Origin of the sequence: Roseomonas elaeocarpi (assembly GCF_042433915.1) — a bacterium.
Lineage (GTDB): Bacteria > Pseudomonadota > Alphaproteobacteria > Acetobacterales > Acetobacteraceae > Roseomonas > Roseomonas elaeocarpi.
Genome location: NZ_JBHLUN010000002.1, coordinates 507,703 through 534,195, shown reverse-complemented (window position 1 = coordinate 534,195; position 26,493 = coordinate 507,703). Strand labels below are relative to the sequence as shown.

At 71.8% G+C, this 26,493-nt stretch carries 21 protein-coding genes; 11 read left to right on the top strand and 10 right to left on the bottom strand.

Annotation, left to right across the window (positions count from 1 at the left end):
• Positions 1-136 precede the first annotated feature (136 nt).
• Both ACFFGY_RS04115 and ACFFGY_RS04110 read right to left on the bottom strand, forming a co-directional pair.
• The gene (locus tag ACFFGY_RS04115) at positions 137-3,253 is read right to left on the bottom strand and encodes an efflux RND transporter permease subunit (RefSeq protein ID WP_377043120.1); all 3,117 of its coding nucleotides are present in this window, start codon (positions 3,251-3,253) and stop codon (positions 137-139) included.
• Complete coding sequence (locus ACFFGY_RS04110) at positions 3,250-4,506, bottom strand: efflux RND transporter periplasmic adaptor subunit (protein WP_377043119.1); 1,257 nt, start codon at positions 4,504-4,506, stop codon at positions 3,250-3,252. Before ACFFGY_RS04110 ends, ACFFGY_RS04115 begins: the two co-directional genes overlap by 4 nt.
• Before the next feature lie 132 nt (positions 4,507-4,638).
• Between ACFFGY_RS04110 and ACFFGY_RS04105 the strand changes: the two genes are divergently transcribed.
• The 3 genes from ACFFGY_RS04105 (at position 4,639) to ACFFGY_RS04095 (ending at position 9,348) form a co-directional block, all read left to right on the top strand.
• Entirely contained in the window at positions 4,639-6,417 is a 1,779-nt protein-coding gene (locus ACFFGY_RS04105) for an IlvD/Edd family dehydratase (protein WP_377043118.1), read from the top strand.
• Positions 6,418-6,906: 489 nt separating this feature from the next.
• Complete coding sequence (locus ACFFGY_RS04100; protein WP_377043117.1) at positions 6,907-8,289, top strand: MFS transporter; 1,383 nt, start codon at positions 6,907-6,909, stop codon at positions 8,287-8,289.
• A 210-nt stretch (positions 8,290-8,499) separates the two neighbouring features.
• Complete coding sequence (locus ACFFGY_RS04095) at positions 8,500-9,348, top strand: fumarylacetoacetate hydrolase family protein (RefSeq protein WP_377043116.1); 849 nt, start codon at positions 8,500-8,502, stop codon at positions 9,346-9,348.
• 69 nt (positions 9,349-9,417) lie between these two features.
• Here the strand turns inward: ACFFGY_RS04095 and ACFFGY_RS04090 are convergent, their stop codons facing one another.
• A complete protein-coding gene (locus tag ACFFGY_RS04090; protein ID WP_377043115.1) occupies positions 9,418-10,404 on the bottom strand; it encodes an SDR family oxidoreductase in 987 nt (328 codons plus the stop codon).
• A gap of 250 nt (positions 10,405-10,654) precedes the next feature.
• A complete protein-coding gene (locus tag ACFFGY_RS04085; protein ID WP_377043114.1) occupies positions 10,655-10,900 on the bottom strand; it encodes a hypothetical protein in 246 nt (81 codons plus the stop codon).
• A gap of 102 nt (positions 10,901-11,002) precedes the next feature.
• On the opposite strand from ACFFGY_RS04085, the gene ACFFGY_RS04080 reads away from it, so the two are divergent.
• Together ACFFGY_RS04080 and ACFFGY_RS04075 are read left to right on the top strand one after the other, a co-directional pair.
• The gene (locus ACFFGY_RS04080; protein ID WP_377043113.1) at positions 11,003-11,428 is read left to right on the top strand and encodes a GFA family protein; all 426 of its coding nucleotides are present in this window, start codon (positions 11,003-11,005) and stop codon (positions 11,426-11,428) included.
• Positions 11,429-11,511: 83 nt separating this feature from the next.
• Positions 11,512-12,339, top strand: coding sequence for a formate/nitrite transporter family protein (locus ACFFGY_RS04075; RefSeq protein ID WP_377043111.1), 828 nt, complete (start codon positions 11,512-11,514; stop codon positions 12,337-12,339).
• A gap of 45 nt (positions 12,340-12,384) precedes the next feature.
• On the opposite strand, the gene ACFFGY_RS04070 is transcribed toward ACFFGY_RS04075, so the two are convergent.
• Positions 12,385-13,869 carry a helicase HerA domain-containing protein gene (locus tag ACFFGY_RS04070; RefSeq protein WP_377043110.1) on the bottom strand — a complete coding sequence of 495 codons (1,485 nt, stop codon included), beginning with the start codon at positions 13,867-13,869 and terminating at the stop codon, positions 12,385-12,387.
• 218 nt (positions 13,870-14,087) lie between these two features.
• Complete coding sequence (locus ACFFGY_RS04065; RefSeq protein ID WP_377043109.1) at positions 14,088-14,891, bottom strand: SH3 domain-containing protein; 804 nt, start codon at positions 14,889-14,891, stop codon at positions 14,088-14,090.
• A 356-nt stretch (positions 14,892-15,247) separates the two neighbouring features.
• Between ACFFGY_RS04065 and ACFFGY_RS04060 the strand changes: the two genes are divergently transcribed.
• Positions 15,248-15,685: a hypothetical protein gene (locus ACFFGY_RS04060; RefSeq protein ID WP_377043107.1), complete on the top strand. Its 438-nt coding sequence runs from the start codon at positions 15,248-15,250 to the stop codon at positions 15,683-15,685.
• A gap of 182 nt (positions 15,686-15,867) precedes the next feature.
• Here the strand turns inward: ACFFGY_RS04060 and ACFFGY_RS04055 are convergent, their stop codons facing one another.
• On the bottom strand, positions 15,868-18,708 hold the full coding sequence (locus tag ACFFGY_RS04055; protein ID WP_377043105.1) for a bifunctional diguanylate cyclase/phosphodiesterase: 2,841 nt from the start codon (positions 18,706-18,708) through the stop codon (positions 15,868-15,870).
• 236 nt (positions 18,709-18,944) lie between these two features.
• Positions 18,945-20,141, bottom strand: coding sequence for a glycoside hydrolase family 1 protein (locus tag ACFFGY_RS04050; protein WP_377043104.1), 1,197 nt, complete (start codon positions 20,139-20,141; stop codon positions 18,945-18,947).
• Between the two features lie 264 nt (positions 20,142-20,405).
• On the opposite strand from ACFFGY_RS04050, the gene ACFFGY_RS04045 reads away from it, so the two are divergent.
• Entirely contained in the window at positions 20,406-20,744 is a 339-nt protein-coding gene (locus ACFFGY_RS04045) for a hypothetical protein (protein WP_377043103.1), read from the top strand.
• Positions 20,745-20,924: 180 nt separating this feature from the next.
• Positions 20,925-22,553, top strand: coding sequence for a catalase (locus ACFFGY_RS04040; protein WP_377043101.1), 1,629 nt, complete (start codon positions 20,925-20,927; stop codon positions 22,551-22,553).
• A gap of 236 nt (positions 22,554-22,789) precedes the next feature.
• On the opposite strand, the gene ACFFGY_RS04035 is transcribed toward ACFFGY_RS04040, so the two are convergent.
• Both ACFFGY_RS04035 and ACFFGY_RS04030 read right to left on the bottom strand, forming a co-directional pair.
• A complete protein-coding gene (locus tag ACFFGY_RS04035) occupies positions 22,790-23,305 on the bottom strand; it encodes an ankyrin repeat domain-containing protein (protein WP_377043100.1) in 516 nt (171 codons plus the stop codon).
• 224 nt (positions 23,306-23,529) lie between these two features.
• Positions 23,530-24,207, bottom strand: a complete 678-nt coding sequence (locus ACFFGY_RS04030; protein WP_377043099.1) for a YqgE/AlgH family protein — start codon at positions 24,205-24,207, stop codon at positions 23,530-23,532.
• 315 nt (positions 24,208-24,522) lie between these two features.
• Between ACFFGY_RS04030 and ACFFGY_RS04025 the strand changes: the two genes are divergently transcribed.
• The 3 genes from ACFFGY_RS04025 (at position 24,523) to ACFFGY_RS04015 (ending at position 26,398) form a co-directional block, all read left to right on the top strand.
• Complete coding sequence (locus tag ACFFGY_RS04025; RefSeq protein WP_377043098.1) at positions 24,523-25,005, top strand: peroxiredoxin; 483 nt, start codon at positions 24,523-24,525, stop codon at positions 25,003-25,005.
• An 8-nt stretch (positions 25,006-25,013) separates the two neighbouring features.
• Complete coding sequence (locus ACFFGY_RS04020) at positions 25,014-25,361, top strand: hypothetical protein (RefSeq protein WP_377043097.1); 348 nt, start codon at positions 25,014-25,016, stop codon at positions 25,359-25,361.
• Between the two features lie 68 nt (positions 25,362-25,429).
• On the top strand, positions 25,430-26,398 hold the full coding sequence (locus tag ACFFGY_RS04015) for a retroviral-like aspartic protease family protein (protein WP_377043096.1): 969 nt from the start codon (positions 25,430-25,432) through the stop codon (positions 26,396-26,398).
• The last annotated feature ends 95 nt before the right edge of the window (positions 26,399-26,493 follow it).

Genomic DNA, 26,493 nt, shown 5'->3' with positions numbered 1-26,493 from the left:
ACGAGCCCACCGGCACGGCCCCCTCCTGGCACGAGCCATCGAACCCCGGGGCCCGTGACACGAGAAAGGGCGGCATGGTTGCCCACGCCGCCCTTGCGGTGTCGTGGCCGGCGGTTCGCGCCGGCTGTTCGGTCGCTTATTCCGCAGCCTGCGGCCGGATCTCGCCGATGCGCGGGTTGGCGGCGGGGCCGCCGCGCCAGCGGCCGGCCATCTGCCCCACCCCTTCGAAGAACAGGTAGAGCACCGGCGTCACGAACAGCGTCAGCATCTGGCTGACCGCGAGGCCGCCCACCACCGCCAGGCCCAGCGGCTGCCGCAGCTCGGCCGCGGCGCCCCAGCCGGCGGCGATCGGCACCGCGCCGGCCGCGGCGGCCAGCGTGGTCATCAGGATCGGCCGGAAGCGCAGCAGCGAGGCGTCGCGAACGGCGGTCAGCGCGTCCACGCCTTCCCGCTGCTTCGCCAGCGCCACGTCCACCACCATGATCGCGTTCTTCTTGACCAGCCCCACCAGCAGGAGGATGCCGATCACCGCGATCACCGACAGGTCCATCTTGAACCACCACAGCGTCGCCAGCGCGCCCAGCGCCGCCGCCGGGAGTCCTGAGAGGATCGTCAGCGGGTGCACCAGGCTCTCGTAGAGGATGCCCAGCACCACGTAGACGATCAGGATCGCGGCGATGATCAGCGCGCCCTGTCCGGCCAGCGCCTGCTTGAACACCTGCGCCGTGCCGGAGAAGGAGCCGATCACGCCGGCCGGCATGTTCATCTCGTCCTGGGTCTTCTGGATCGCCGCGGTGGCGTCGCCCAGCGACACGCCGGGCGCCAGGTTGAAGCCCAGCGTCACCGCCGGCAGCTGCCCCTGGTGGCCCACCGTCAGCGGTCCCGTGGTGCGCGAGATGTGCGCCAGCGCACTGAGCGGCACCAGCTTGCCGCCGGCACCCCGCAGGTAGAGCTTGGAAAGGCCCTCCTCGCCGCGCTGGTCCTCCGGCAGGGCTTCCACGATCACCGGGTAGGCGTTGGCCTGGGCGTAGATCGTGGAGATCTGCCGGTCGCCGAAGGCCGAGTAGAGGGCCTGCCGCACCTGGTCCACCGTGACGCCCAGCGCCGCCGCGCGGTCACGGTCCACCTGCACCGACACCACCGGCGCGTCCATGGTCAGGTCGGTGTTCACGTCCTGCAGCTGCGGCAGCTTGCGCAGCTGCGTGGCCAGTCGCTCGGCAAAGTCGTAGAGCGGCCCGGTCTGCAGGCCCTGCAGCGTGTAGATATAGAGCGTGCGCGCCTGCCGGGCGCCGAAGCTCAGGTTCTGGATCGGCTGGAGATAGACGGCGAGACCCGGCACGCGCGACACCGCGCGGCGCAGCTCCTGTACCACCTGCCCCACGGGCGGGCGCTGGTCGCGGGGCTTGAGCTCCACGAACATGCGGCCCTGGTTCACCGACTGGCTGTTGCCCGTGGCGCCGACCGAGGAGTTCACCATCGTCACGTAGGGGCTGTTGCCGATGATCTTCGCGGCCTCGCCCTGGAGCTCGAGCATGGCGTCGTAGGAGGCGTCGCGCGGCCCTTCGGTGTTGACCGAGAGCAGGCCCGTATCCTCCACGGGGAAGAAGCCCTTGGGGATCTCCACCACCAGCCAGGCGGCTGCCGCCAGCGAGGCGACGAAGAACAGCCAGACCACGCTCTTCCAGCGCAGCGCGATGTTGAGCGCCCAGGCATAGGCCCGTTCCACCGCCCGGAAGCCGCCTTCCAGGATCGCGTCGATCCGCGACGGCTTCGGGTGCGCCGGCAGCCAGGAAGACATCAGCGGGGTCAGCGTGAGGGAGACGAGGCAGCTCACTAGCACCGACAGCGACACGGTGGCGGCGAAGGCGTTGAACACGCGCCCCACCACGCCGCCCATCAGCAGGATCGGCAGGAACACCGCGATCAGCGACATGGTGATCGAGATGATGGTGAAGCCCACCTCGCGCGAACCCTTGAGCGCCGCCTCGAAGGGACGCATCCCTTCCTCCACATGGCGCACGATGGCTTCCAGCATCACGATGGCGTCGTCCACCACGAGGCCCACGGCCAGCGTCAGGCCCAGCAGCGTCACGTTGTCGATGCCGTAGCCCAGCAGGTACATCAGCCCCAGCGTGCCCGCGAGCGAGACCGGCACCGCGATCATCGGGATGATGGTCGCCATCAGGCGGCGCAGGAACAGCCACACCACCAGCACCACCAGCCCGATGGCGATCAGCAGGCTTTCCTGCACGTCGTGCACCGCGCTGCGGATCGAGAGCGAGCGGTCGAGGTTCACGTCCAGCGAGGCGCCGGGCGGCAGGGCGGCGCGCAGGGCGGGCAGGGCGGCGCGCACGCCGTCCACCACGTCCACCGTGTTGGCGTCGGGCTGGCGCTGAACGGCCAGCGTCAGCCCGCGCTCGCCGTTGCGGAAGGAGGCGATCTTGTCCTTCTCGACCCCATCCTCGACATCGGCCAGGTCACCCAGCCGCACCGGCGCGCCCGGACGGCCGGCCACCACCAGCTTCGAGAAGGCGTCGGCGTCCTGCGGCTGGTCGTTGGAACGCAGCACCAGCTGCTGCCGGTTGCCGCTGAGCGTGCCCACCGGGGTGTTGGAGTTGGCCGTCGCGATGGCGCTGCTCACCTGGTCCAGCGTCAGCCCCATCGAGGCCAGCCGCTCGGGCCGCATCTGCACGCGGATGGCGTAGAGCTGCTCGCCGAAGGTCAGCACCTGCGCCACGCCCGGCACCCGCGACAGCGAGGGCGAGACCAGGGTCGAGGCGATGTCGTTGAGCTTGTAGAGCGGCGTGTCGCCGCCGCGCAGCGTCAGCAGCAGCACCGGCGCGTCGGCCGGGTTGGATTTGCGATACGAGGGCGGCGTCGTCATCTCCGCCGGCAGCTTGCGCTGCGCGCGGGTGAGGGCCGCCTGCACGTCCTGCGCCGCCGCGTCGATGTTGCGGTTGAGCACGAACTGCAGCGTGATCTGCGTCGAGCCCTGGCCGGAGGTCGAGGAAATCTGGTCGATGCCCGCGATGGTGGAGAACTCGCGCTCCATCGGCAGGGCGACCGAGGTGGCCATGGTTTCGGGGCTGGCGCCCGACAGCGTGGCGGTGACGGTGATCACGGGGAAGTCCACCCGCGGCACCGCCGCCACCGGCATGTTGAAGTAGCCCACGATGCCGGCCACCACGATGGCTGCCATCAAGAGGCAGGTCATCACCGGCCGCTGGATAAAGGGTGCGGACAGGCCCTTCATCGCGACGCCTCCCGCCGGGGCGCGTCCGGTTTCGCGGCCTCGCCGGTCACGGTCGCCCCGGCCCCGCCGTTCTTGTTCTCGGGGCTGCGCACCGCGACGCGCATGCCGTCCTGCAGACGCACGGCGCCCTCGGTCACCACCGGCTCTCCGTTCGCGACCTGCGCGTCGGCCAGCACGGCGCGGCCGTTGACGTAGCGCACCACCCGCACGCCGACGCGGCGCGCGGTGTTGTCGTGCACCGTGAACAGGAAGGCGCCCTGCTGGCCGCGCTGCACCGCCTCGGCCGGCACGGACAGGGTGTTGGGTTCCTCGCGCGGGACCAGCGCGACCTCGAGGAACTGCCCGGGCCAGAGGCGCGCGGGCTCGTTGCTGAAGCGGCCCTTGAGCTTGATGGTGCCGGTGGTGCTGTCCACCGCGCTGTCCACGAAGACCAGCTCGCCCACCGCGGGCTGTCCCGGCCCAGCGGCGCCGCCCTGTTCCGCCGTTTGCCGCGACGGGCGGCTGGCCAGGACCTTGGGCTTCTCGCCGCGTGCCTGGGCCGCGCGCAGCTCGCCCAGCCAGCCTTCCGGCACCGAGAAGCTCACCAGGATCGGGTTGGTCTGGGTGATGGTGGCCAGCACCACGCCCTCGGAGGCGCGCACGAAGTTGCCGGCCTTGACCGGCAGGGCGCCCAGCCGGCCCGGCGCCTCGGCGCGGATGGTCGCGAAGTCGAGGTTGAGGCGCGTCTGCGCCAGCATCGCCTCGTCGGCGCGCACCGTGGCGGCGGCGGCCACGGCCTCGGCCTGCGCCTGGTCGGCCTGCTGCACCGAGGCGAAGGCGCCCGAGCGCAAGGAGGCGTAGCGCTGCGCGTCGCTGGCGGCGCGCGCGGCGGTGGCGCGGTCGCGATCGAGGTTCGCCTGCTGCTGCGCCAGCTGCGCCTGGGTCACCCGGCTGTCGAGGGTGAACAGCACCTGGCCCGCCTGCACCGTGTCGCCCTCGTTCACCAGCACGCGCTCGACCTGCCCGTCCACGCGGGAGCGGACCGAGATCACCGAGGGCGCCTCGGCCACGCCGTTGGTGGTGACCTCCACCGGCACCGAGCCGACGGTGGCCGGCTGCACCGCCACCGCCACGGCCGGTGCGCCGCCCGCGCCGCCTCCGCCGCGCCCGTTGGGCGACGCCGCCTCCTGTGCCTGGCCTGCCGTGGAGGCGAGGCTTGCCAGGGAACCCAGGAGCAGGCCCAGGATGGGCGAGGTACGAAGCGCAGGCGGCATGGCTCGTATTCCGCGAAAGATCAGCATCGGGAGGGTGCGTTCCGACCCAGTATAGCCCAAAGTTTACACCGAGGATCTGCCCAATCGTTGCCGAAACGCTTCGTCACGACCAGAGGTGAGGAAACAAGCACAATGAACGACCAGAACGGACGAACCCTGCGCAGCCGCCGCTGGTTCAATGACCGTAACTATCCGGACCTCACGGCCCTCTACACCGAGCGCTACCTGAACTTCGGATTGACGCGCGAAGAGCTTCAGGATGGCCGGCCGATCATCGGCATCGCCCAGACCGGTTCCGACATCGCGCCCTGCAACCGCCACCACATCGACCTCGCCCACCGGGTCAAGGCCGGCATCCGCGACGCCGGCGGCGTGCCGCTGGAATTTCCGGTCCACCCGATCCAGGAAACCGGCAAGCGCCCCACCGCGGCGCTGGACCGCAACCTGCAGTACCTGAGCCTGGTGGAGGTGCTGCACGGCTACCCGTTGGACGGCGTCGTGCTCACCACCGGCTGCGACAAGACCACGCCCGCCATGCTGATGGGCGCCGCCACCGTGAACATCCCGGCGATCGTGCTGTCGGGCGGGCCGATGCTCGATGGCCACTACCAGGGACGGCTGACCGGATCGGGCTCGATCATCTGGGAAGGCCGTCGCCGCATGGCCGCGGGCGAGATCGATTACGAGGAGTTCATGGATCTCGTGGCGTCGTCCGCCACCTCGGTCGGCCACTGCAACACCATGGGCACGGCGCTGTCGATGAACTCGCTGGCGGAAGCGCTGGGCATGAGCCTGCCCGGCTGCGCCGCCATTCCCGCAGCCCATCGTGAGCGCGGGCAGATCGCCCATGCCACCGGCAAGCGCATCGTGGGCATGGTGCACGAGAACCTGCGCCCTTCCGACATCCTGACGCGCCAGGCCTTTGAGAACGCCATCGTCGCGGCTTCGGCGCTGGGCGCGTCCACCAACTGCCCGCCGCACCTGATCGCCATCGCCCGCCACATGGGCGTGGAGCTGAAGATCGAGGACTGGGACCGTATCGGCCACGACGTGCCGCTGCTGTGCGACGTGCAGCCGGCCGGGCGCTTCCTGGGCGAGGGCTTCTATCACGCGGGCGGCGTGCAGGGCGTGCTGAAGGAACTGCACGGCGCCGGGCTGCTGCACGGCGGGGCCATGACGGTGAACGGCAAGACGGTCGCGGAGAACCTGGAGCCGGTGCCCGAGCCCGACCACGAGGTGATCCGCCGCTTCGATCAGCCGATGAAGCATCACGGCGGCTTCGCGATCCTGTCGGGCAACATCTTCGACAACGCGGTGATGAAGATCAGCGTGATCGACGAGGCCTTCCGCGCCCGCTTCCTCAGCGACCCGCCGGGCGTGTTCACCGGCAAGGTCGTGGTGTTCGAGGGGCCCGAGCAGTACCACGAGACGATCGACGACCCCTCGCTGGGCATCGACGAAAGGACGGTGCTGGTGATCCGCAACGTCGGCCCGGTGGGCTACCCGGGGGCGCCGGAGGTGGTGAACATGCGGCCGCCGGCGGAACTCATTAAGCGCGGCATCGAGAACCTGCCCACCATGGGCGACGGGCGGCAGAGCGGCACCTCGGGCAGCCCCTCGATCCTCAACGTGTCGCCCGAGGCGGCGGTGGGTGGCGGGCTGGCGCTGCTGAAGTCCGGCGATCCGATCCGCATCGACCTCAACACCCGCAAGGTCGACGTGCTGATCCCCGAGGAGGAGCTGCAGGCCCGCCGCGACGCCTGGAAGCCGGTGATCCCGCCGAGCCAGACGCCCTGGCAGGAAATCCAGCGCTCCATGGTGGGGCAGCTCGGCACCGGCGCCTGCCTGGAGCCGGCGACGGTCTACCTCAACATCATCGAGACGCGCGGCGAGGCGCGGCACAACCACTGATGCAAACTCGCTGAGCAGGAGTGACTGAGTCCGGGCGGGCCGCGATGGCCCGCCCGCGGCTCCGCTTCCGGAGGCGCTGCTTTCCGGACTTCACGCCGAGAAGGCTTTCCGGCGTGCCTTTCATCTCGGAGCGGCTTCGGTTCGACCGACCTCGGTTCGACTGACCTCGGTTCGACCGACCTCGTTCGACTGGCCCGGGGTTACCCATCCTGGGTTCGATAAGCCTCAGGCTTGATCGTGCCGGCCCGCAACGGTGCCGCCTGGACCGGCGCCGTGCTTCGCTGTTCCGACACGGCGCTGCCCCACCCGTCGTCGCCACGCCGGCCTGGATCATCCCCGCTGCCCAGCGGATCCCGGCCACATCCCCACAATAAGTAACCGGATGGTTCGCTTTTCACTTGGCGCCAGGTCCGGCGGGCGACATCCTCTCCTTAGGAAACGATCCGGATCAGGGGCGAAGACCCCGGCCGTGGGGGAGGGGTACGTCGTATGTCAGGGTCACCAGCGAATCTGCCGTTCGGGCAGCGCAACGGCGGGGGCCTCCCGCCGGCCGGCTCCGGGGGCGGCGGCACGGTCGCTTCGCGCCCCACCAATCCCTACCATGTCGTGCTGGCCTGCTTCCTTGGCTGGACCGTGGATGCCTTCGACTTCTTTATCCTGATCTTCGTGGTGGGCGACGTCGCCAAGACCTTCGGCGTCGGCATCACCGACATCACCTGGGCCATCACCCTGACCCTGGCGCTGCGCGTGGTGGGGGCGGCGATCTTCGGCTGGGCGGCGGACCGCTGGGGACGGCGGCCGGTGCTGATCGCCAACGTGCTGATCTTCTCTGTGCTGGGCGCGGCCTCGGGGCTGGCGCCGACGCTGGGCATCTTCCTGCTGTTCCGCGCCCTTTACGGCGTGGCCATGGGCGGCGAGTGGGGTGTGGGCGCCTCGCTGACCATGGAAAGCGTTCCGGCGCACTGGCGCGGGCTGGTGTCGGGCATCCTCCAGTCCGGCTATTCCTTCGGCTACCTGCTGGCGGCGCTGCTCTACGGGCTGTTCTACGAGAGCCTGGGCTGGCGCGGCATGTTCGTGGTCACGCTGATCCCGGCGCTGCTGGTGCTCTATGTCCGCCGCGTGGTGCCGGAAAGCCCGGATTGGGAGCGGCGGCAGCGGCTGGCGCGGCAGCCCGGCACGGGGGCGGGCCTCTCGATGCTGGGCGCGCTGCGCCAGCACGGGCGCCTCGTCGGCTACGCGATCCTCTTGATGACCGCGGCTGCCTTCTTCTCCCACGGCACGCAGGACCTGTATCCCGTGTTCCTGCGCGTGCAGCACGGGCTTTCGGTGCACGAGGTCGCCACGGTCGCCGTGATCTACAACATCGGCGCCATCCTGGGCTGCCTCGCCGGCGGCACGCTGTCGCAGCTCTGGGGCCGGCGGCGTCAGCTGATGATCGCGACGATCTGCGCCGTGGTGCTGGTGTTCTTCTGGTCCACCGCCAGCGGCGTGGTGACGCTGGCCGCCACGGCCTTCCTGATGCAGTTCCTGGTGCAGTGCACCTTCGGCGTGGTGCCGGCGCACCTGAACGAGATCTCGCCGCCCGAGATCCGCGGCACCTTCCCGGGCTTCGTGTACCAGTTCGGCAATATGCTGGCCGCCGCCAACGCCACGATCCAGTCGGCGCTGGCGGACAGCTTCGGCGGCAATTACGGGCTGGCGCTCGGCATCACGGTCGGCATCGGCGCGGTGGTCTTCTGCCTGATGGCCGCGATCGGGCGCGAGGCACGCCACGTGGAGATGAGCGGCGGCCCCGATGCCGCGCCGCCGGGCGCGGAGCCGGACGAGACCGGCCGGGCGGGGCCGCACGGCGTGATGGCCCGCGCGAGCTGAGCCGGATCGGCCGCCGCTTCGTCGAGGGAAAGGAAGCGGCGGTTGTTCCCGAGGGGGGCGCCAGGGGCGCGCCAGGAGGCCAGCAGGGAGAGCCGCCGGGCGGGAGCCGGTTCGGTGCCCCGGCGCACCGAGTGGCGGTGCCTCTTGCCACCCCTCCGGCCGAGGCGGAGAGTCCCCGGCGATGCGAAAGCACGAGGAAACCGAACAGCGATGAAACTGCTGCGACATGGCCCCGCGGGCGCCGAGAAACCCGGCCTGCTCGACACCGACGGCACGATCCGCGACCTGTCGGCGGTGATCCCCGACCTGGCTGGGGAGGCGCTGTCGCCGGCCGGGCTCGACCGGCTGCGCGCCCTCGATCCCGCGACGCTGCCCGCCGTCGCGCCGGGCACGCGCCTGGGCCCGCCGGTGTCGGGGATGCGCAACTTCGTGTGCATCGGCCTGAACTACGCCGACCACGCGGCCGAGACCGGCGCGCCGATCCCCAAGGAGCCGATCATCTTCCTGAAGTCGCTGGGCGCGCTGCAGGGCCCCAACGACGACGTCGTGATCCCCAAGGGCAGCAGCAAGACCGACTGGGAGGTCGAGCTCGCGGTGATCATCGGCACCAGGGCCAAGAACGTCGCGGTGCACGATGCCCTGTCGCACGTCGCGGGCTTTGCCGTCAGCAACGACGTCAGCGAACGCTCCTGGCAATCGGAGCGCGGCGGCACCTGGGACAAGGGCAAGGGCGCCGACACCTTCGGCCCGCTCGGCCCCTGGCTGGTCACCGCGGACGAGGTGCCCGATCCGCAGGACCTGTCGCTGTTCCTCGAGGTCGACGGGCAGCGGCGCCAGGACGGTTCGACCTCCACCATGATCTTCGGGGTGCAGCACCTCGTGTCCTACGTGTCGCACTTCATCACGCTGCACCCGGGCGACGTGATCAGCACCGGCACCCCGCCCGGCGTGGGCATGGGGCTGAAGCCGCCGGTCTTTCTGCGCCCGGGCCAGACCATGCGGCTGGGCATCGCCGGGCTGGGCGAGCAACAGCAGCGCGTCGTGGCCTACGAGGAGTAAGGCGCCTCGGCGCGGCGGGAAAGGGCGGCCTGCCCACCCCGCCGTGCCGGACGGCGGCGCGCGTCCGCCTCAGGCGCGGGTCGAGCGCCGCGCCAGCCAGAGCGCCAGCGCGGCGCCGCCCAGCACCAGCGCGCCGGTTTTCACCGGGCTGCGGCCCAGGCGCTGCCGCCGCCAGCCGCCATACACCCCGGGCTGGCGCGTGGGCGCGGCGAACAGCGCCCCGTCCGTCACCGGCACGCGCTCGGCCTGGCGGAAATACCGTTCCATGAAGCGCCCCATGCCCCAGCGCACGGCCCCCGGCGCCACGGCGTAGCCCAGCCGCGAGGCCCAGGCCGCGGCCCCGACCATCACGCCCGGGCGCGGGCGCCGGGCCAGCGCCACCATCGTCTCCGCCACCTCGAAGGGGCTGAGCACCGGCGGCGGCACGCTCAGCGCCCGGCCGACGTGGTTGGCCGCGTGCGCGATGCCCGGCGTGTCCACGAAGCCCGGATACACCTCGCAGACCTGGATGCCCGGCCAGGCACCGAGCTCGCCCCGCAGCGCTTCCGAGAAGCCGCGGATGCCGAATTTGCTGGCCGAGTAGGAGGCGGCGTAGGGCGCCGGCACCCAGGCGCCGAGCGAGTTGGTGTGGATCAGCACGCCCTGACGGCGCTGCCGGAAATGCGGCAGGATCGCGTGCGCGCCGTTCATCACGCCCAGCAGGTTGGTGCGCACCACCTGCTCGTGCGTCTCGATCGGCGCGGCGGGGAAGTCGCCCACCACGCCCACACCGGCATTGCTGATCCAGACGTCGACATGCCCGAAGCGCGCGACCGCCTGTTCCGCCAGCGCCTTCATCGCGCCGGCATCCGCCACGTCGGCCGCCACGGCCAGCACGCCGCCGCCCTTGGTGGTGGCCAGCCGCTCGCACTCGGCCACGACCTCCTCCAGCACGCTGGCGCGCCGGGCCGAAACCACGACGTTGGCGCCTTCGCGCGCGAAGCACTGCGCCGCCGCCCGCCCGATGCCGCTCGACGCGCCGGTGATCACCACCGTCGCTCCCTTCAGCTCCCGCATGGTCCGTCCTCTCCTGACCGAGTCCGGAGGCTAACGAACGGGCGGGCACGGGTTTGCGGGGTGGGCGGTCGGCCCTGTTCCGGCCCGCCTCAGCCGAGCGCTTTCAGCCGGTCCGCTGCGGTCGCACGGCTCCGGCCCGGCCTGGCCTGACGGCCCGCCGGGACGACCTGCCTGGACGGCTCAGCCGAACGGCCTGATGGGACGATCGAACCGGGCGGCTGGCCCCGGCGATCCCCCCGGCCGGCGCGGCTCAGCTCGTGGGGGCCAAGACCTCCACCACGCCGCCCGGCGCGGCGCCGTAGGTCCGCAGCGCCGTTTCCGCCAGCGGCTCCACCGCCCTGGGCGTGCCGGCGGCCTCGCCGCCCGGCGCCGCGACGTGGTCGCGCACCGCCCGCAGCGCCGCCGCTTCCTCCGCGACCCAGGCCGCGAAGTACCGTTCCTCGCCCACGCCCGCCGTGTCGCCGGGGGTGGGCACGCCGATCAGCCATCCATCCATGGGGCGGGAAGCTAGAGCCGCAACGCCGCGCTTGCCACGGGGCGGGCAGACCATCTTCACTGCGGCGGCTCTTCCAGGAGCGCACCTTCGCGCGAGGACCCGATGGACACGCCCATTCCCCTCGAAGGCGGCTGCCTTTGCGGCGCCGTCCGCTACCGCGCCGCCGGCACGCCCTTCAACAGCACCGTATGCCACTGCACCGACTGCCGGCGCTCGGCCGGCGCCGCGGCGGTGGCGTGGTTCAGCATCCACCCGCGGGACTTCGCACTGACCCGCGGAGGTCTGCGCGAACACGCCTCCAGCCTGCATGGGCGACGAGGCTTCTGCGCCAGCTGTGGCAGCTCCATCACCTTCCGCAACGACGACCAGCCCGACGAGATGGACATCGCCACCGCCACGCTGGATGACCCGGCGCGGGTGCCGCCGCGCGACCATGTCTGGACCGCGAGCCGGCTGCCCTGGGTCGGGCTGCCGCCGGGGCTGCCGCACTATCCTCGGGGGCGGAGCGAGGGACCCGCGGAACCCTGAGGGTGGCGGGCGGCATGCGGTTTGCATCGATGCCGGAACTGGCCGGGCCAGGACTGGCCCTGAGCTTTCCGGAGCAACCGCCCATGTCCTACCTGCCGCCCGCCGAGTTCGTGCGCAAAGCCATCGATGCCGGGGAGGCAAAGGTCTTCATGGCCACCCGGGACACCGTGATCCGCGCCTTCATGGCGGGGGCGATCCTGGCCCTGGCCGCCGCCTTCGCGGTCACCATCAACCAGGGCACCGGACAGCCGCTGATCGGGGCGCTGCTGTTTCCGGTCGGCTTCTCGATGCTCTACCTGCTGGGCTACGACCTGTTCACCGGCGTTTGCGTGCTCACCCCGCTGGCGTTGCTCGACCGCAGGCCCGGCGTGACGGTGGGCGGCGTCGCCCGCAACTGGGCGCTGGTCTTCGTCGGCAACTTCGCCGGCGCGCTCATTGTCGCGGTGATGATGTCGATCGTCTTCACCTTCGGCTTCGCCACCGAACCGAACGCGGTCGGCAAGTTCATCGGCGGCATCGGCGAGGCGCGGACCCTCGGTTACGCCCAGTACGGTGCCTCGGGCATGCTGACGCTCTTCGTGCGGGCCATGATGTGCAACTGGATGGTGTCCACCGGGGTGATCGGGGCGATGATCTCCACCTCCGTGCCGGGCAAGGTGATCGCCATGTGGATGCCGATCATGGTGTTCTTCTACATGACCTTCGAGCATTCGGTGGTGAACATGTTCCTGTTCCCCTCCGCCATCATCATGGGCGGCCATCTCACCATCGGCGACTACCTGATCTGGAACGAGATCCCGACGCTGCTCGGCAACATCGTGGGCGGCCTCGCCTTTACCGGGCTCATGCTCTACGCGACGCACGCGCGGACCGGCGCGCCGCAGCGCGCGGTGCCGGTGGCGGCGGAATAGCGGTACCAGAATCCCCCGCCGCCCGAACGGCGGCGGGGCGCGGGGTCACGCCGCCTCGGCATCCGCGTCGCCGGGCGCGGTTTCCCAGCCCAGCTCCACCAGCGCCACGCGCCGGCCTTCGCGCCCCTGCTGCACCACCACCATGCCCTGTTCCTCCAGGTAGGTGATCACCCGGCGCGCCCGCCCCAGCGAGCGCGTGCCGTAGGCCTGCGCCACCGCGGCGTCGGAGGGGCAGGGCAGACGCAGCAGCGCCGCGCGGGCCAGCATCTGGTACACGCCCTGCACGTCCTCGGGCAGCGCGGCCGCGCGGGTGCGGATCTCTTCCCACTCGGCGCTCCCTTCCTCGGCGGCGCCGACGCCGGCCTTGGCGGCGGCGAGGCGGCGGCGGAACTCCGGCAGCTCCAGCGGCTTGCCGCCCACCGCGCGGATCCGGCAGCGCACCAGGAAATCGCCGTACAACACGCTGACCGGGCGGAAGGCGGCTTCCGGATCCTCCAGCAGCGCGCGGAGAACCTCGTCCAGCTTGCGCTCGCGCGCCTCGATCTCCTCGGCGGTGGGGGCGGCGGGCTCGGCCGCGCGCTCGTGCACCGGGGCGGGGCGATGGGCGGCGAGCTGCGCCAGGATGTCCACCGGCGGCGGGGGCGGCGGGCGGCGCGGCACGGCGCGGGTTGGCTCCGGTGCCGGCGCCAGGATCGCTTCGCGCACCTCCTCCGCCACCTGCTCGGGCAGCGGCATCAGCTTCGGCCCGGCCGAGCGCGTGGCGGTTTCCACCGGACCGATCCGTAAGGGCAGGGGGCGACGCGACAGCGCCGGGCCCAGCGCCACGAAGGAGCCGCGCGGCAGGTCGCGGAACTGTTCCGCCTGCCGGCGGTCCATGCCCAGGAGGTCGGCCGCGCGCTGCATGTCGATGTCGAGGAAGGTGCGGCCCATCAGGAAGTTCGAGGCCTCGGCCGCCACGTTCTTGGCGAGCTTCGCCAGCCGCTGCGTCGCGATGATGCCGGCGAGGCCGCGCTTGCGGCCGCGCGACATCAGGTTGGCCATGGCGCCCAGCGAGGCACGGCGTGCCTCGTCCGACACCTCGCCCGCCGCGGCGGGGGCGAAGATCTGCGCCTCATCCACCACCACCAGCATCGGCGACCACAGGTCGCGCCCGACCTCGAACATCCCCTCGAGAAAGGCGGCGGAGCGGCGCATCTGCCCGTCGGCGTCGAGTCCCTCGAGGTTGAGCACCACGGAGACGCGGTGCTCGCGCACCCGCTCGGCGGCCTGTGACAGCTGCCGCTCGGTCTGCGCGGCGGCATCGATCACCAGGTGGCCGAAGCGGTCGGCCAGCGACACGAAATCGCCTTCCGGGTCGATCACCGCCTGCTGCACCCAGGGCGCACTCTGCTCCATCAGGCGGCGCAGCAGGTGCGACTTGCCCGACCCCGAATTGCCCTGCACCAGCAGCCGGGTCGCGATCAGCTCCTCCAGGTCCAGCGTCGCGGGGGCGCCCGCGACCGTGGTGCCGAGTTCGATCGCGATGGTCATGCGGCGGTGTTGTCCTGCGGCGGGGAAGGGGAGGGGCGCCCGGTCCGGCGGGCCACCCGGACTATAGCGGGGCCGGCCCCGGGCGCCCAGGCTGCGCGGGCCCGCCGGGCGGCAGCCCTGCGTCCCGCCGGCCCTTCCGGCGGGCTGTTCGAGGGGTGCGCATGGAAAAGGGCGGCTCCTGCCGCCCTTTCCCGATCCGTCGCGCGGAAATGCGTGGTTCAGCCAGGCCCGCGTCCCGGGCCGCCTGGGCCCTCGCCGGGACCGTGCGGCCCGCCGGGGCCACCATCGGGACCGCGCGGGCCGCCGCCCGGGCCTTCACCCCGTGGGCCGCCTGGACCTTCACCCCGGGGCCCACCGGGACCGCCGAAATTCGCGGGGCCGGGGCCGCGCCCCGGTCCACCGGGACCCGGCCCGTGCTCCCAGCCGGGACCGCCGCCCGGGGGGCCACCTGGCGGGCCACCGCGCCATCCGGGGCCGCCAGCCGGACCGCCCGGCGGACCGCCATGCCAGCCCGGGCCACCCGGGGGGCCACCCGGAGGACCGCCGCGCCAGTCGGGACGCGGCGGAGGCGGCGGGCCACCCCAGCGGTCGCGATCGGCGTACCAGGAACGCCCGCGATAATACCGCCCCCAATAATCCCCGAAGGCGAAACCCACGATCGGCAGGCCGATCCTGGGGCCGTAGTCCGGCACCAGCACGCGCTGCCCCTCGTAGACGTATTGCAGGTAGCTGCCCGCCACCCAGCCGCGGGTGCCGTTGGCGCCGACGTCGCACCAGTTGTAGCCCTCGAGGCAGCCGAAGATTTCCACCGGCTGCCCCGCCCCGAGCACCGTCACCTGCGGATAGGCCGTGCCTGGGCCGGCGCGGAGATTGACGTTGCCGGTGGCGAAGCCCGGCGCCGCCAGTGCCGGCGCCACCGCGGACACCGTGAGCGCCAGGCCCAGCGCCAGCTTCCGCAGGAGCGGCGCCGCCCCGGCGGGAATGGTTTTCCGCGCCGGTTCCCGCACCGATCGAGAAGTCACGACCGCAGTCCTCCCCCATGATCTCGCATCATCAGCCACTCCATAACGGCGGCCGTGCCTTCGGGCTTCCACCCTTTCGATACGACCGTTCCATACCCGGCGGAGAGAAGGCCCAGCTTGGGGCGAGATTGTGGCAGTAATCGTCAAGAAAATGGCGTGGGTTCACGCCTGTATTACCGTAGTGCCGGCACGAAACACTCCGTCGCAACTTGCCTGCTGAACCGCGGTTTCCCTGGTGCTATTGCGGCGGTACTGCCACCGACTGCCACGAAACCCGGCGCCGCCGGGTGGGTCCGCGCCGCGCGGGTCCGTCGTGGGTCCGGACGTCGCAGGTTTGGAAAAGGAGAACTCCCCGCATGAGAACGCTGCTCTCGCTGGGTACCGGACTGCTTCTCGCCGGCGCCGTCGCCGCCGGAACCGCGCTGGCCCAGACGCCGCCGGCAGCGCCCGTGCCGCCCGCAACCGCCCCCGCCACGCCGCCCGCCCCACCCCCTGCCACACCCACGGAAGCACCGCGGCCGCCGGGCGGTCCGGGCGTCTGGGGCCACGGACCCGTCATGGGCGGGCCCGGGATGCCGGGCGCCGGCATGCAGGGGCCCGGGATGCCCGGTTTCCACGGACCGGGCGGGCCGCACCGCTGGGGGCCGCCGCCGTCGCGCGCCGCCAGCTTCCGGCTCGAGCGAGGCGACACCGAGTTCCGCGTCCGCTGCGCCGAGAACGAGTCCACCGAGGCCTGCGTCAACGCCGCGGCCACGCTGCTGGACCGCTTCAACAACGTGACGCCGGTGCGCTGAGCCGCCGCACCCCCGGCTTCAGTCCCGCACCAGGGGCCTGAACCGGGGGACCCAAAGGGTGCGGGCCGGGAGCAGCGGGCCGCACTCCGGCAGGAAGCGGGGTTCTGACGGGCGCTTCCAGCGGGCAGCCGCCCGCTTCCGGAGCCCCGTGCCGGTCCGGTGCGCCGGAGGGCGCGCGTGGTTCAGGCTCGCGCCTCGTCCGCCGCCAAGCCCGCCACCTGCGCCGTGCCCGCGGCACCGCCGTCCTGCCGCCGGGCCGCGGCACCGCGCACGAGCCGCAGCGCTTCCTCGGCCGGTTGCGGGGCGCCGAACAGGTAGCCCTGGACCTCGGAACAGTTTTCCCGCTGCAGCTGCGCCAGCTGTTCCTCGGTTTCCACCCCTTCCGCCGTGACCGTCAGGCCCAGCGTGCCGCACAGCCCGATCACCGCGTGGACGATGGCCCGGCTCTCGCCGTCGTGGGGCAGGTCGCGCACGAAGGAGCGGTCGATCTTCACCTTGTCGAAGGGAAAGGTTCGCAGGTATCCCAGCGAGGAATAGCCGGTCCCGAAATCATCCATGGCGAGCCGCACGCCCCGTTCCTTCAGGCGGCGCAGCGTGTCCAGAACCTCCTCGGTGCCGCGCAGCATGGCGGATTCCGTGATCTCGAGTTCCAGCCGCCCGGCCGGCTCGCCGGAGGCCGCGAGCGCGTCCTCCACGCTGCGCAACAGCGCCGGCCCGTCGGCGAGCTGCACCGGCGACAGGTTCACCGCCACCCGGCAATGCCCCGGCCAGCGGCGCATCTCGCGGCAGGCCTCGCGCAGCACCCAGTGGCCGATCGGCACGATCAGCCCGGTTTCCTCGGCCAGCGGGATGAAGCTGTCGGGCGCCATCAGCCCGTGCCGCGGATGGCGCCAGCGCAGCAGCGCCTCGAAGCCCACCACCTGCCGGTCCGGCAGGCTCAGCAGCGGCTGGAAGAGGAGGTGGAACTCCCCTTCCTCCAGCGCCCGCCTGAGCTCCGCCTCGAGCGCCAGGCGCGCCTGCATGCGGGTGTTCATCGCCGGCTCGAAGACGCGGTGCCGGCCGCGCCCTTCCGCCTTGGCGCTGTAGAGCGCGAAGTCGGCGTGGCGCAGCAGCGTCTCGCCGGTCTCGCCGTCCTCCGGCGCCAGGGCGCTGCCGATGCTCACCCCCAGCGCCAGCTGCCGGCCGCCGATCTCGTAGGGGCGCGACAGCTCCTCGATCAGCCGCTGCGCCAGCTGCGCGACCTCCCCGGGCTGGCTGATCCCGGTCTGCAACACCGCGAACTCGTCGCCGCCGAGGCGCGCGGCCGTGTCGGCGTCGCGCACGCAGCACCCGAGGCGCCGCGCCACCTCCTGCAACAGGGCATCGCCGACCGGGTGGCCCAGCGTGTCGTTCACCACCTTGAAGTGGTCGAGGTCGAGGCACAGCAGCGCGCACCGCTCGCCGCGAGCCGCCGCGGCAGCGGCAGCCTGCCGCAGCCTTTCGTGCAGCAGGGTGCGGTTGGCCAGGCCGGTCAGCGCGTCGTGCTGCGCCATGTGCAGGATCTGCTGTTCCGCGCGCAGCCGCTCCGTCACCTCCTCGAAGCTCGCGAGCCAGCTGCCTTCCTCGGTCGCCGGCTGCACCGTCACCGCGAAGGAACGCCCGTCCGCCCAGCGCCACACGAAGCTGCCCTGCCGGCCACCGCGCGACGCTTCCCGCAGCGGGGCCACCAGCGCCGCCGCGTCACCCGGCCGCAGGATCGTCGAGCGCGACAGCGCCGCTTCCAGCGCCTCGAAGGGCATGCCCGCCTGCAGCGCCTCGGGCGGCAGTTGCAGCATCGCGTGGAGGGTGGCGTTGTGCACCAGCAGCCGCCCGGCGGCGTCGAACATGCACAGGCCCTGGCCCATGGCGTCGAGCGCGCGGGCGAAGCGCCGGTCCTTCAGCCGGGCTTCCCGTTCGGCGGCCTCGCGCTCGCGCGCCAGCGCCAGCTCGGCCAGCGCGGCGGCGCGTCCGGCCTCGGCACGCTCCGCCCAGGCCTCGGCGAGGCGCCCCTGGGCCCGCAGCTGCCGCAGCCCCAGCACCACCATACCGGCGATCCCGCCCTCGATCAGCAGCACCGCCAGCGCCAGCGCGGCCGCTTCCTGCCGCCATTCGGCCAGCGCCGCGTGCAGGGTCTGGCTGACGTTGATCCCCATCGGGTAGCTCGGCAGGGCCTGCACGGCCATCAGCCGGCTCTGGTCGTCGATGAGGCTGTTCTGGATCGTCACGCTGTGCTCGCCCCCGGCGAGCAGCTGCTGGAAGCGCTCGGCGGTGCCCACGGCCTGGCCGGTGATCTCGCCCCGGGCGGGGAAGCGCGCCAGCAGCACGCCGTCGCGGCGCACCAGCGTGATGGCCAACCCTTCCTCGGTGGCGATGCGGCTGTAAAGCTTCTCGAAGGAGCTCAGCTCGATCGCCCCCAGCACCAGGCCCAGCAGCGTGCCGTCGGGCGCCGAGGCCCGGCGGGCAAGAAAGATCGTCCAGTTGCCGGAGCTTCGGCTGCGCATCGGGCGGCTGATCACGTAGGGCGGTGCGGCCTCGCCGCTCAGCCGGTGGAAGTAGTCGCGGTCGCCGACGTTCACCGCTGGGATGGGCCACCCGCGCGAGAAGTTCACCAACTGCCCGGTGTTGTCGACGATCCCCAGCTCGTTGATCTGCGGCAGGCCGTCGATGCGGTCGTGCAGTGCCTGGTTGAAGGCAGGGCTGCCGAACCTCTGCCGGAAGGCTTCGGGTGTGTCGATCTGGCCGTTGCGTACCTCCTCGAGGATACGCCGCTGCAGCAGCGTGATGGATTGCAGCGACTGCTCGGTCTGTTCGGCCAGCACGAAGGACAGCCGCGCCAGGTCCTCGCCGTTTTCCTGGAGCTGCCTTTGCCGCAGGTTCCAGGCCAGCGAGGCGGCGCCCAGCGCCACCAGAAGCCCCAGCACCGCGCCGCTCGCCACCAGCGCCACCACGGAACGCGAGGGCGCAGGGGATGCGCCGTCCGCTCCGCCATGGCGGAAGCGGCGCATGTTCAGGCTTCCCAGAGTCGGCACCATCCCCCGCATGTCATCCGGGACACGGGACCGCCGCAAGATCGTTTCGTCTCAAAGAACAGGCGGGGCGCTGTCGGAGAGCGCCCGGGCTGGAGCGGAAGGGCGAGGTTTTCCGGCGGCTCGTGCTCGCCCGGACACCCCCGCCGCGCGTGCGGGGGAGGGCAGCGGCCGGCGGGGTGGTGAACCCCTGCCGGCGATGGCGCCTGGCGCCCTCAGTCCCCGAACATCGCCGCGAAAAGGCGCTGCTGCTCGCGCAGCTCGGCCAGCAGCGGCGCGTCCACCACGCGCCCGTCGCCCTCCGTGGCCATTTCCAGCAATCCGTTGGGGCAGTAGCGGCCGTCGTCCCAGCCCGGATGCGACAGCACGGGGTAGAGGCACATGCCCTCGATCGGCACGCCGTCGCGGATGGCGGCGCGCACTTCCTCGCCCATGAAGCGCAGCCAGCCGGGGCGGCGGTCGCCCTCGATGCTGGTTTCGGCCATGAAGATCGGCAGGCCGTAGCGTTCCCAGGTGCGGCGGAACAGCTCGCGCGGGGGGATGTAGCGCTTGTCGAAGGGCGACAGCGGGTGGGAATTATCGATCCACTGGTTGTTCCAGTAGAAGTTGAAGCCGATCACGTCCGCCGCGTCGGGCCCGCCGCCGAGCTCGGGGGCGATGTGCCCGAACAGCATGTCCCAGGCCTCGTACTGGCCGCCGTTGTAGCGCTCCACCGGCTCCGGATCGTCGCCGTCGCGCGGGGCGATGTTGATGATGGGGTCGATCGCCAGGATACGGGCGCCCGGCGCCGCCTCGCGCACCGCCCGCGCGCCGGCCAGCGCGGTGCGGACCATCTGGCGCTTGAACTCGCCGCCGCGGCCGATGCCCCAAGGGTTCATCCAGCCCCGGTCGCCGGCCGCGAAGGCCATGAAGGAGATCTCATTGACCGGGCACACCGTGGGCGCCCGCCCGGTTTCCTCCCCGTGCAGCCGCGCGAAGGCCGCGGCGTAGCGCGCGAAGCGGTCCACGAACTCTCCGCTCCAGGCGTCGAGGTCGTCGGGCCAGCCGTAATGGAGCAGGTCCCAGCTCACCTCCGTGCCCAGCCGCTCCGCCGAGCGCAGCATCGGCAGCACCTCGGACCAGTCGTAGCGGCCGGGCGAGGTCTCGATGCGGTGCCAGCGCAGCCCGTCGCGCACGCTGCGGATGCCGTAGCCGGCGAGCTGTCGGTAGTCGTTCTCGGCCAGCACGTCGTGGCGCGTGGCTTCCATCATGTCGATCCGCGAGCGGTCGCCGCGCCGGTGGCTGGAACACTCGAAGCCGCCGAGAAAGAAGGAGCGGAACAGCGAGGGACGGAAACCCGGCGCCCGCGTGGTCCGGTCATCGAGGTACGATTCCGGACGCGGTTCCGTTTGCAGCAACTCGTTCGGACTCAAGCTTCCCAACCTTTTCCTGGCCCCGGCCCCGCCTCCGCCATCCCCGGTCCGGAAGCAAGGGGTCTCGTGCCGCGATCACGCAAAGGACATATCCCAGGGGCATATCCCTGGCGCTTTCGCCCTGCGCAACGTTTGGGCGGCGATCGCGGCAAGCTCCGGGCGAAACCTTGTGCTTCCCGGGGCCGCACGGCATGAGCGGCGCGGTCGGGCGGGCACGCCGCCGTGCCGGTCCGACCCACCGAACCGCTTCCGGAGATATCCCCCATGGCCGACAGCATCGCCGGCGAGAAGAAGCTGCTGAGCGAGGCGGAGTTCGCCCAGGTCGCGCCGTCCCATTATCCCGCGCTGGCCGAGCTGGACACCGCGGCGCTGCAGTCGCTGGCAGCCGTGCTGCGGACGCAGCTCGACGCCACGCGGGAGCTGACGCGCGAGCGCAACCGGCTGCGCCGCAAGGACGACGCCCCGCAGAACCGCAACACGCCCGAGGAGGCGCGCGGCGCCACCCAGCGCAAGCAGATCTTCGCCGCCGCGCTGCGCCGCGTGCAGACCCGCCTCGACCGGCTGGAAAGCGAGGCCAGGCGCGGTGGCCGCAAGGCCGGTTGATGACGGCAGCAGTCGCGGTCGCCGGCTGAAAGATAACGCGAAGCACTCGCAACTATCGCGGCGACAGCGCCTTGTTGCGGCGATGGCCGGCGGCGCGCCAACATGTGCTGGCGCGTGGCAACCGGTTGACGGCGTCGATCATTGAGTCCCGGAGCCCACGCAGCCGAGGGAGATGAAACCATGGCCGATGCGACCGCCAACAGCGGCAACTCGATCCTGACCACGCGTCAGGGCCATCCAGTTCGTGACAATCAGAGTCTCCGCTCGGTTGGCGAGAGAGGCCCGGCAACACTCGAGAACTATCAGTTCATCGAGAAAATCACCCATTTCGACCGCGAGCGTATCCCCGAGCGCGTGGTGCACGCCCGCGGCACCGGCGCGCACGGCTACTTCGAGGCCTACGGCACCATCGGTGACGAGCCCGCGACCAAGTATACCCGTGCCAAGGTGCTGACGGAGAAGGGGGTGAAGACGCCGCTCTTCGTGCGCTTCTCCACCGTGATCGGCTCCAAGGACAGCCCTGAGACGGCGCGCGACCCGCGCGGCTTCGCGGTGAAGTTCTACACCGTCGAGGGCAACTGGGACCTGGTTGGCAACAACCTGCGGATCTTCTTTATCCGCGACGCCATCAAGTTCCCCGACATGATCCACGCCTTCAAGCCGGACCCGGTGACCAACCGGCAGGAAGCCTGGCGCTTCTACGACTTCGTGCAGCATCACCCCGAAGCGCTGCACATGGTCACCTGGGTGAAGTCGCCCTGGGGCATCCCCGCCGACTACCGGCACATGGAAGGTTCCTCGGTCAACACCTACAAGCTGGTGAACGCCCAGGGCGAGGCGGTGCTGGCCAAGTTCTCCTGGGTGCCCAAGCAGGGCGTGAAGAACCTGACCTCGCCGGAAGCGGCCAAGATCCAGGCGGAAGAGGTCGGCCACGCCACCAAGGACCTGTACGAGGCCATCGAGCGCGGCGATTACCCGGAATGGGAGTTCTGCGTGCAGGTGATGTCCGACGGCCCGCATCCGGAACTCGACTTCGACCCGCTGGACGACACCAAGCGCTGGCCGGAGGACAAGTTCCCGCTGCTGAAGATCGGCCGCATGGTGCTCGACCGCAACGTCGACAACTTCTTCGCCGAGACCGAGCAGTCCGCCTTCGGCACCGGCGTGCTGGTGGATGGCATCGACTTCTCGGACGACAAGATGCTGCAGGGCCGGACGCTGTCGTACTCCGACACGCAGCGCTACCGCGTCGGCGCCAACTACCTCCAGCTGCCGATCAACGCGCCGCAGACCACGCAGGCGCGCACCAACCAGCGTGACGGGCAGATGGCCTTCTTCGTGGACAAGGCGGGCCAGAACAAGCACGTCAACTACGAGCCCAGCACGCAGGGCGGCCTGACCGAGGCGCCGCAGCCCGAGCACGACTACCACCAGTTCGTGCAGGGTCATCTCGGCCGCTACCAGACCACCACCACCCAGGCCGACTACAAGCAGGCGGGCGACCGCTACCGCTCCTTCGACGACCGGGAGCGCGACGACCTGATCAACAACATGGCCGCCGACATGAAGGCCTGTCCGGAAGAGATCGCGCTGCGCATGGTCTGGCACTGGTGGCACTGCGACGAGGATTACGGCCGCCGCGTCGCGGAAGGCGCGGGCATCGACCTGGAAAAGGCCAAGGCGCTGCCGCCGCTGCCCGGCAAGCCGGCGCCGGGGCAGAAGCGTTCGGGCCCGACCTATACCAGCGGCGAGCGCGAGGCACCGGTGCGGCCGGTCACCGAGGCGCGCGTCACGGAGCCCGCGAAGTAACGAGAGCGGCGGGAGGCTGGTTCGCCAGCCTTCCCGATCGGTTGGACAGGGAAGGGCGACGTGGCCGGTGCTGCGTCACCTTTTTCTTGTTCACCTGAGTGTCCGCCCTGGCGGCCGTCGGTGGCGGGCCGCTCAGGCGCCTGCCGCGCGGGTGCCAGTCGGACCGGAGCCAGCCGAACGGAGGCAGTCATGGCAGGATCAATCGAACCGGGCTGCCTCCCGCCCGGCTCCGCGCCTCAGCCCTCCAGCGCCGCGAGCTGCGCCGCCGCCTCGGTGGCTCCCATCGCCGCGGCGGCGGCACGCGCCGTCAGGCCGCGCGCATCCTGCCGCAGCGGGTCCGCCCCGTGTTCCAGCAGCAGCGCCACGATCGCGGTGCGGTTGAACATGGCCGCCGTCATCAGCGCGGTGCGCCCGTCGCCGCCATCGCCGTCCACCTGCGCGCCGTTTTCCAGTAGTGCGCGGACCACCGCCTCGTCGCCCTTGAAGCAGGCGCCGGCCAGCGGCGTCTGGCCGCGGTCGTTGGCGATCTCGGGGTCAGCGCCGTGGCGCAGCAGCGCCAGCACCGTATCGGCGCGGCCATGGTAGCTCGCCAGCATCAGCAGCGTGTCGCCCTTGTCGTTGCGCAGGTTGGCCGGCAGCCCGGCGGCCAGCAACTCCGCCAGTTCCGGACTGCCGGCGCGCGCCGCGTCGAACATGCGCCCGGCAAAGGCGATGGTGGCCTCGTCCAGCACGGGTTTCTGCCCTTGTTCCATCACCTGCGCCCCTTTCCTGGATGCCCGGTTCCGCCGGGCCATCGCTGCCCTGCTTCTACCCCGTAAACGCCGCAGGGTTTCCCCCGGGGCAGGGCTGGCGTCGCGTCAGCCGCGCGGGTGTCGCCGCGTCAAGTCGGGGCCTGCGACATTGCCGTGGGAAAAGGTATGGCGGCAGCCCAGCGCGCGTCGGGCAGCACGGCCGGAGCAGGGCCGCACGCCCCGCCTCAGGCGCGGCCGGCCGTGCTCACCAGCAGCAGCGGGTCCACGCGCAGCTTGGCCAGGGCGCGACGCCACTTGCCGTCGTGGTCCTCTTCCTCGAACAGCAGCGCTTCGTCGGGCGACACGTTGAGCCAGGAATTGCTCTGGATCTCGGCCTCGAGCTGCCCCGGACCCCAGCCCGCGTAGCCCAGCGCCAGCAGCCCGCGGCGCGGACCGCCGCCGCCGGCGATGGCCTTGAGGATGTCGACGCTGGCGGTCAGCGCCAGGCCCTTGTCCACCGGCAGGCTGCCGTCGCTCGACCAGTCGGCGGTGTGCAGCACGAAGCCGCGCCCGCCCTCGACCGGGCCGCCCGCGTGCAGCGCGATCCGGCGCGCCGGCGGCAGCGGCGCCACGTCGAGCTGCTTGAGCAGGTCGTCGAAGCTCAGGTTCTCGATCGGCTTGTTCAGGATGATGCCCATCGCGCCATCCGCCGAATGGGCGCAAAGGCAGATCACGCTGCGGGCGAAGCGCGGGTCCTGGAGCGACGGCATGGCGATCAGCAGCTGGCCCGCCATGTAGGAGCCCTGTTCCGCCGTGCGCCCCCTGGTGCGGCCGCGTCGCCGCGTCGCCGGACGCGCAGGAGTGTTCTCCTCCTCGCCGTCGGGAAAGTCCTCGGGATCGTCGTCCGGTGAATGCCTCGCCATCGGGAGTGAATGTGGCGGCGCCCTACGTTCCCCGCAAGCGTCGTGATGGCGCCACGCCTGCGGGCACGGGCCCGCACGGCGTGGCCCGCAAACACAGATTCGCGCGCCGCGGTCCCGTGGCACGGGTCCGCGCGCTGCGGCGCGAGAATGGGGCGCATCCCGGGGCAGGGCATGGCGTTGACAGCGTGACGGCCGGGTCCGACACCATGGTCGCCGCACGACACCACGGCCGGAACGCTCCGGCCCGGTGTCGCCCTCTCATCACGGCCCCCGACCGGTATGCCACGGGTGCGCCGCTTCGCGGAGACCAGCGTCATGCCGATCCAGCCCGGCGACACCATCCCTTCGGTCAAGCTGATGCAGGCCACCGTGGAAGGGCCGCGGGAGGTGGACACGGGCGAGCTGTTCCGTGGCAAGACGGCGGTGCTGTTCGGGGTTCCGGGCGCCTTCACGCCCACCTGCTCGGCCAAGCACCTTCCTGGCTTCGCCGAGCACGCGCAGGCGCTGCGCGACAAGGGCGTGGACCTGATCGCCTGCATGGCCGTGAACGACGCCTTCGTGCTGGCCGCCTGGGCGCAGGACCAGGGCATCGGCGAGGAGATCGTGATGCTGGCCGACGGTTCCGCCACGTTCACGCGCGCCATGGGGTTGGAGATGGATCTCGGGCCCCGCGGCATGGGCGTGCGCTCGCAGCGCTTCGCGCTGATCGCCCGCGACGGCGTGGTCTCCTACCTCGGCGTGGAAGCGGCGGGCTCCTTCGAGGCCAGCCGGGCCGAGACCGTCCTGGCGAAGCTTTGAGCGGCCCGGTGCGCCCGCGCGTGACGGTCGGCCTGCCCGACCTGCTGCCGAAGGCCATGACCCAGCCGCTGGAATACGCCGCCGAGATCGGCCGCTGGAACCTGTTCGCCTGGCAGACCGGCTGGGTCTTCACCCTGCGCTCCGCCCAGCTCTGGGCCGAGCCCGCCACCGCCGCCACCTCGCTCAACGCCATGGCGGCCGAGAAGCAGCGCGCCTTCCTGGATGGCTGGGCCGCCGCCGGACGGGCCGCCATCGGCGGCGCCGGGGTGCAGGCCGTGACGGAAGCGGCGATGCGGCCGGCCCGCCGGCGGGTGATCGCGAACCTGCGGCAGCTGCGCCGCGCCCCGCGCCGCTGAGCGCAACGCCGGTGTGGCAGCAGGCGGGGCGAGGGGCGCCGCCCCGGACCCGGGAAGGGATGGGACGCGTGTCGGTCACGCAGCAGGTGGGCACGCCAGGGGCGGTCGCGCCTGGCCCGGTTGCGCCGGCGGCGATCCCGCGCCGGGTCGCGGCGCTGCTGCCGTTGCTGCTGTTGCCGGCCGCCTGTTCCGCGGCGCGCTGCGGCGACGGTGACGCCGTGCCGGTCACCTTCCGTGAAGGGCACGCCTTTGTTCCGGCCGGCATCAACGGCCAGGCGGTGGAGCTGGCGCTCGACACCGGCTCGGAGCGCACCGTGCTGACGCAGGAAGCGGTGACGCGGCTGCGCCTGCCGACCGTGGCGGGTAGCGGGCAGGCCACGGTCGGGATCGACAGCACCACCCGGCTCGACGACGCGGCGGTGGAGGACCTGCGCGTCGGCGCGATGACGGCCTCGCGCATGGCCTTCCCGGTGGTGCCGCTGCCGATGCTGGAAGGCCGCCGCCCGCTCGCGGCCGGGGCGCTAGGCACCGACGCGCTGAGCCTGTCGGAGATCGACCTCGACCTGCCGCACGGAGTGATGACGGCCTATCCGATTGAGCGCTGCGCGGTGCGGCAACCGCTCTGGCCCGGGCGCGCCGTCGCGCTGCCGAGTGACCGACTGCCGGGCGGGCGGCTGGCCATCCGCGTCCGGTTGGACGACCAGCCGCTGGTGGCGCTGATCGACAGCGGCGCCGCGGCCAGCGTCATCACCGCCACGGTCGCGGCGCGACTGGGCCTGACCGCCGAGATCCTGCGGCGCGACCCGACGGCGGAGGCCGTGGGCACCGGCAGCGCCGCCCGGCTGGTGCATCTGCACCGCTTCCGCGCGCTGCAACTGGGCGACGCGGGACCGGTGCTGCGCGACCTGCCCGTTGTGGTGCTGGGTGACACCTTCGAGGACCACGACATGCTGCTGGGCCTCGACGTGCTGCAGCAGGTCCGGCTCTGGCTGTCCTACCGCGACGCTCGCGTCTTCGCGGAGGCGCCAGCGAGGTAACGTGTTGCGCGTCTCCGTGCCCGCCCCTCATGCGGGCGCGGTGCGGCCTAGCTATGTAGCGTTTCGGTCATGTTTTCGTCAGAAGCGCGCAACAT

Bases quoted from the DNA above. Each gene is read 5' to 3' on its own strand.
- ACFFGY_RS04115 (WP_377043120.1), bottom strand. From the start codon at position 3,253: ATGAAGGGCCTGTCCGCACCCTTTATCCAGCGGCCGGTGATGACCTGC.
- ACFFGY_RS04110 (WP_377043119.1), bottom strand. From the start codon at position 4,506: ATGCCGCCTGCGCTTCGTACCTCGCCCATCCTGGGCCTGCTCCTGGGT.
- ACFFGY_RS04105 (WP_377043118.1), top strand. From the start codon at position 4,639: ATGAACGACCAGAACGGACGAACCCTGCGCAGCCGCCGCTGGTTCAAT.
- ACFFGY_RS04100 (WP_377043117.1), top strand. From the start codon at position 6,907: ATGTCAGGGTCACCAGCGAATCTGCCGTTCGGGCAGCGCAACGGCGGG.
- ACFFGY_RS04095 (WP_377043116.1), top strand. From the start codon at position 8,500: ATGAAACTGCTGCGACATGGCCCCGCGGGCGCCGAGAAACCCGGCCTG.
- ACFFGY_RS04090 (WP_377043115.1), bottom strand. From the start codon at position 10,404: ATGCGGGAGCTGAAGGGAGCGACGGTGGTGATCACCGGCGCGTCGAGC.
- ACFFGY_RS04085 (WP_377043114.1), bottom strand. From the start codon at position 10,900: ATGGATGGATGGCTGATCGGCGTGCCCACCCCCGGCGACACGGCGGGC.
- ACFFGY_RS04080 (WP_377043113.1), top strand. From the start codon at position 11,003: ATGGACACGCCCATTCCCCTCGAAGGCGGCTGCCTTTGCGGCGCCGTC.
- ACFFGY_RS04075 (WP_377043111.1), top strand. From the start codon at position 11,512: ATGTCCTACCTGCCGCCCGCCGAGTTCGTGCGCAAAGCCATCGATGCC.
- ACFFGY_RS04070 (WP_377043110.1), bottom strand. From the start codon at position 13,869: ATGACCATCGCGATCGAACTCGGCACCACGGTCGCGGGCGCCCCCGCG.
- ACFFGY_RS04060 (WP_377043107.1), top strand. From the start codon at position 15,248: ATGAGAACGCTGCTCTCGCTGGGTACCGGACTGCTTCTCGCCGGCGCC.
- ACFFGY_RS04055 (WP_377043105.1), bottom strand. From the start codon at position 18,708: ATGCGCCGCTTCCGCCATGGCGGAGCGGACGGCGCATCCCCTGCGCCC.
- ACFFGY_RS04045 (WP_377043103.1), top strand. From the start codon at position 20,406: ATGGCCGACAGCATCGCCGGCGAGAAGAAGCTGCTGAGCGAGGCGGAG.
- ACFFGY_RS04040 (WP_377043101.1), top strand. From the start codon at position 20,925: ATGGCCGATGCGACCGCCAACAGCGGCAACTCGATCCTGACCACGCGT.
- ACFFGY_RS04035 (WP_377043100.1), bottom strand. From the start codon at position 23,305: ATGGAACAAGGGCAGAAACCCGTGCTGGACGAGGCCACCATCGCCTTT.
- ACFFGY_RS04030 (WP_377043099.1), bottom strand. From the start codon at position 24,207: ATGGCGAGGCATTCACCGGACGACGATCCCGAGGACTTTCCCGACGGC.
- ACFFGY_RS04025 (WP_377043098.1), top strand. From the start codon at position 24,523: ATGCCGATCCAGCCCGGCGACACCATCCCTTCGGTCAAGCTGATGCAG.